Here is a 4,018-nt window from a genome sequence, read left to right as displayed (position 1 = left end):
AACTCTTCATAGGGACGTTATCATAACAATCGCCCTTTTCACTCATCGATACCTTACTTTGGTGTCAACTAAAACCATCATAGATCTTGGTGCACTATTGCCTATAAGGCGGTTCCAATCCGTTAAACATAGGACAATGCTTTACATTCAAGATTTTTAGTTCGGCTTTTTCCGCATAAGCTGTTGCAGCTAAAACGGCATTCGCAAGTCCAACCCCATGCGATTTGCCGAAATCGCGCTTGAAGAGCCCGCCTATTTTGGCAATCTCGCCGGTTATTGGAACAACGCGAGATAGAGAGATAAAATTTTCCAATACAGTTAGTTCGGTATTTCCTTTTACACCGGCACACAATTCAGCAGCTACGATCTTTCTTTTTTTTACGGGCGTCGGTTGTTCGGCATGATGGATTTTTCCTCCCAATGACTTGATGTAGGCCGTAATATCAGCCATGTCAGCGTCTTTGGGATCAATGCCTTTCCTTTGAGCGCCATTTCAATGGGGTATTTCACCATCATCACCGGATGCCTCGCCCCTGGCCATGAGAGGGCCTTCTTGTTCTTGGGCCTGATGATAGTGGGCTTGGTCCTGCCGCCGAACTGATGTATGGCCGCATACTCGACATTTGTCCCCACCTCGGCGCTGGTGGCGTCGGAACGTGATGTGATGGAGTTTTTAAGCCTGCCTGTATCCATGAGGGTCTGGCCGTTCTGTCTTAGAGCGCGCTTGCTGGGCTTCCATTTATCCGGCCTTCCGCCCTCGGCGAAGTTCCTCTGAACCGCCGATTCCATCATCCTGGCCACTGTCCGCATGGCGGGCGTAAGGTCTCCAAGCCTGGCCTGGAGACCCTTCAGTGCATCCATTACCTCCCTGTCGTCTATAGTGATGGTTATGTTAGGCATAAGTTGAGCCATGGAAGATAAAAAATAAAATATTCATCTGGTGGCATACTCTAGCCGGTATTGGGATACACATATTATTGACTCCTTTTCAAACAGTGTTTAAGCTATGATTAACAGGTGCATGACAACCGGAAAACCGCTCAGGCCGGTTGGACTTGCCGATTCTTCGGCCAGCCCCATGATGGAGTTGAGCGACCATCCATGCACCTGCATTTTAGATTGGTTCATATCTGTTGGGGTCATTCAGGTTTGATCCTTGGACCACCCCCGCTGTTATAATCATATTTGCCCTTCCTTTTCCGATCTTCTTGTCAAATTTAATTACAAACTTGATAATCTTATTGCTTCCCACCCGTGCAAACGTCACCAGCGCCGCCGGGTCCTCTTTATCTATGTACCACTGAGCCTCTTTCCATTTTTCAGGAAGGTCAAGCAGCTCCTTGAAGGTTATCCCCGCGCCCCTGGTGTTCTTGGCGTCATCCAGAATGTGCGTGACGCCTGTATCCGTCAGCATTACCAACGATATTACAGGTTGCTTCTCAAGCCTGTCCAGCACCGCCGTGGGTATAACCCCTATCGGCCACACCTCGCCCTTGGGTGTTCCCCTGTCGTCCATGACCTGTTTTACCCAGCCATCGAATGTCGTGCTGGATTGCAGCCGATCCGCCTCGACCAGGGACTGAAGCGCTTCTAAATCCTCCTGCCTCAGCCTGTTTTTAAGCTGCGGGCATATCAGTTCCCCGTCCGCAAACTCACTGAACCGTGTCCCACATATATCATCTATCAGCCCCTGCAGGACGGCCTCCCTTAAATCCGCCCTGACGCCGGTGAAATCAGGTTTCCATGCCACCTCGCCTGGGTTGGACGCAAAGCCTGGGTCGGGGATGAGCGGGCGGGCCGGAAGCCGGTTGCCTGTTACAGGATCAATCGGTTCTATCAGGTCGCCCGTCGGGTCTTCCGTCTCAACATGAAGGCCTCTGGCCTCCATCTCGGCACTGGACAGGGCCCGCACGGAGCAACGGCAGTTATAGCCGTTCGGCGGATACCAGGTCTTCCAGAACGGGTGGTCGGCCCGGAATATCAGGCCGGAGATCGCCCTGTGCGTGGGGCGTGTGCGTGAGTCGTTGACCGCCTGATACTGCCAGTATGGTAAATGGGGCGAGAGATATCCTCAAGAGGCGTCCTCTTGAAGAAAATATCCGTACCTCAACTTCCACCTTTTTTTGATTTTATTAAAGCCGACAAGGGGATTCGAACCCCTGACCTGCTGATTACGAATCAGCTGCTCTACCAACTGAGCTACGTCGGCTTCATTTCTATGAATTATCAATGTTTGTGCGGTATTAGCATAAAGTATCTTAAAAATCAAGATAGGCCATCAAACGGCTTTTGTTAAGCCGGTCTTAAAGCCAGCCTGCATGGTGATAATCGGTCTTTTGATTAAAAAAGCTGAACGAGGTATGCCTGGGTAGCCAGGTAGATAGACAGGGCAGATACATTATATTATTTGGGGCTCCGCCCTGTCTCGGCTCGGCTCACTTACTGATTTTGCAACACCCTTTTCCGTTGTTCAGGATTTAAGATATTCCTTGCGTCTATAACCGTGGTTACAGCCATTTTTGCATATCCCTTGACAGACCGGATATTTCGTCTATCTGTCTGGTAACAGCCTGCTTGTCAGGATTGGCCTTATTCATCAGCGTTTGCAGTTTCAGGGTTGCTATCTGGAGACTGGCGCGTTTCTGAATAAATGCTATCTCAAGCTCCTCCTTGATCTTCTGGATGTGATCCTTCTGATCCTGTGTCAGTCCCAACTGGGCACTGTTCGCAAGATAACCGTCAACTTCCTTTACATACTGCATTATCGCCATGTTGGGACAACCCATCATCCCCATCATGTCATGATGCTGGTCCATCATCATACAATGGCCCTTCATCATGGACGGCCTCATCTTCATCATCCCCTGCCCCATCATTCCCATACCTTGGCCCATGCCTTGATCTTGAGCCTGCTGCTGTCCCTGGACATCCGTCTGCCCAGGCTGCCTAGTCATGTCCATCTGGGCGAATGCCGGGGTAACAATGAGCAGTGTGATAATGCCGATTCCTGCCAGATAAGACCTCTTCATAGATAATTCCTCCTGTGTTTGATAGAAATTTAGGGGTTATTGGCCCAGCGTCGCCTCTATTCGAAAGCGCTGCATCAAGCCGTTTGCATAGGTGTACCACCATGAACCATCCTGACTCTGGCTGAAACCAGGGGTTATATTTGTTGTGTCGGCATTGGAAACCACCATCGATGACATAAGAGTAAGTCTATACGAGACCTGCCCATCGGTCCAGGTGACGCTGATCGAACCGTCGGCGTTCATTTGAATATTTGACATCCCAGGCAACTTCCCCAGACCTGCCATTACTTCATCGGCATGGGCGAAGGCGGGACGGAAATTTTGCGAGAACCCGTCGGTATAGCGGAGACTGAATGGAGAAAAATCAGTCAACCCTGGGGGCAATTTGAGCCCTGCAGTATCCGTACCATCTCCAAAAACAGCTTCAGGGTCCGGACGAAGAGAAAAGCCATACGGGAGACCAGGATAGTTTATTATAAATGAACCATCGGCCTGATATGTCATGGTTATCTGCATGCCAAATGCACTGTCGACCAATGCTTCAAAATCATCGACATTATGAAAATAGGGCATAGCGGTAAAGGTGCCATGGGATGTGACCATTATGAGTGAACCGTCAGGTCCAAAATGGATGGATGGACCTTGAGTGCCTGCGGTCTGAGAGGCGTTGAAACCTGTTTCAGGCACCATATAGGCGAATACATGCCCTGGTTGTTTTGAATAAAGAAAGATGGTGCCATTGGGCTCCTGGGCCATTCCTGAAAATAAAGCCGTATTCGTAATTATGGAGTTCAGTTCTGATACCGGACCTGCCATATCAAAGGTATTGGGTCCTTTCATCCACGGCCTGTCAGGCATATGAAATATCGGCATGCCACCCGTGCCAATACCTGGATTACCTGGATTTGTCCCTGGCCCCATTGGGGCGGCATTGATCTGTGTCGCCGATGTCAACGTAAAAATGACAATAAAAAGAATGTGATACAATT

6 protein-coding genes and 1 tRNA gene are annotated in these 4,018 nt (G+C 49.7%); all 7 read right to left on the bottom strand.

Features of this window, described 5'->3' with window-relative positions; genetic code table 11:
- Window positions 1–94: 94 nt before the first annotated feature.
- Window positions 95–451, bottom strand: coding sequence for a type II toxin-antitoxin system VapC family toxin (locus ACP5SG_RS08380; protein ID WP_424661795.1), 357 nt, complete (start codon window positions 449–451; stop codon window positions 95–97).
- Entirely contained in the window at window positions 379–912 is a 534-nt protein-coding gene (locus tag ACP5SG_RS08375) for a phage virion morphogenesis protein (protein ID WP_428123500.1), read from the bottom strand. The genes ACP5SG_RS08380 and ACP5SG_RS08375 overlap by 73 nt, the downstream gene beginning before the upstream one ends.
- 87 nt (window positions 913–999) lie before the next feature.
- On the bottom strand, window positions 1,000–1,128 hold the full coding sequence (locus ACP5SG_RS08370) for a hypothetical protein (protein ID WP_269137049.1): 129 nt from the start codon (window positions 1,126–1,128) through the stop codon (window positions 1,000–1,002).
- Window positions 1,115–1,888 (bottom strand): hypothetical protein, encoded by a 774-nt coding sequence (locus ACP5SG_RS08365; RefSeq protein ID WP_424661793.1) that lies wholly within the window; start codon window positions 1,886–1,888, stop codon window positions 1,115–1,117. Before ACP5SG_RS08365 ends, ACP5SG_RS08370 begins: the two co-directional genes overlap by 14 nt.
- A gap of 248 nt (window positions 1,889–2,136) precedes the next feature.
- Window positions 2,137–2,209, bottom strand: a tRNA-Thr gene (locus ACP5SG_RS08360).
- Between the two features lie 298 nt (window positions 2,210–2,507).
- Window positions 2,508–3,029 carry a hypothetical protein gene (locus ACP5SG_RS08355; protein WP_428123495.1) on the bottom strand — a complete coding sequence of 174 codons (522 nt, stop codon included), beginning with the start codon at window positions 3,027–3,029 and terminating at the stop codon, window positions 2,508–2,510.
- Between the two features lie 36 nt (window positions 3,030–3,065).
- The coding region (locus ACP5SG_RS08350) for a hypothetical protein (protein WP_428123492.1) at window positions 3,066–4,018 on the bottom strand (953 nt) is incomplete at its 5' end.

This window comes from Dissulfurimicrobium sp. (assembly GCF_049968175.1).
GTDB classification, from domain to species: Bacteria; Desulfobacterota; Dissulfuribacteria; order Dissulfuribacterales; family Sh68; genus Dissulfurimicrobium; species Dissulfurimicrobium hydrothermale.
This window is presented reverse-complemented; position numbering and strand designations above follow the sequence as displayed.

Bases quoted from the DNA above. Each gene is read 5' to 3' on its own strand.
- ACP5SG_RS08380 (WP_424661795.1), bottom strand. From the start codon at position 451: ATGGCTGATATTACGGCCTACATCAAGTCATTGGGAGGAAAAATCCAT.
- ACP5SG_RS08375 (WP_428123500.1), bottom strand. From the start codon at position 912: ATGGCTCAACTTATGCCTAACATAACCATCACTATAGACGACAGGGAG.
- ACP5SG_RS08370 (WP_269137049.1), bottom strand. From the start codon at position 1,128: ATGAACCAATCTAAAATGCAGGTGCATGGATGGTCGCTCAACTCCATC.
- ACP5SG_RS08365 (WP_424661793.1), bottom strand. From the start codon at position 1,888: ATGGAGGCCAGAGGCCTTCATGTTGAGACGGAAGACCCGACGGGCGAC.
- ACP5SG_RS08355 (WP_428123495.1), bottom strand. From the start codon at position 3,029: ATGAAGAGGTCTTATCTGGCAGGAATCGGCATTATCACACTGCTCATT.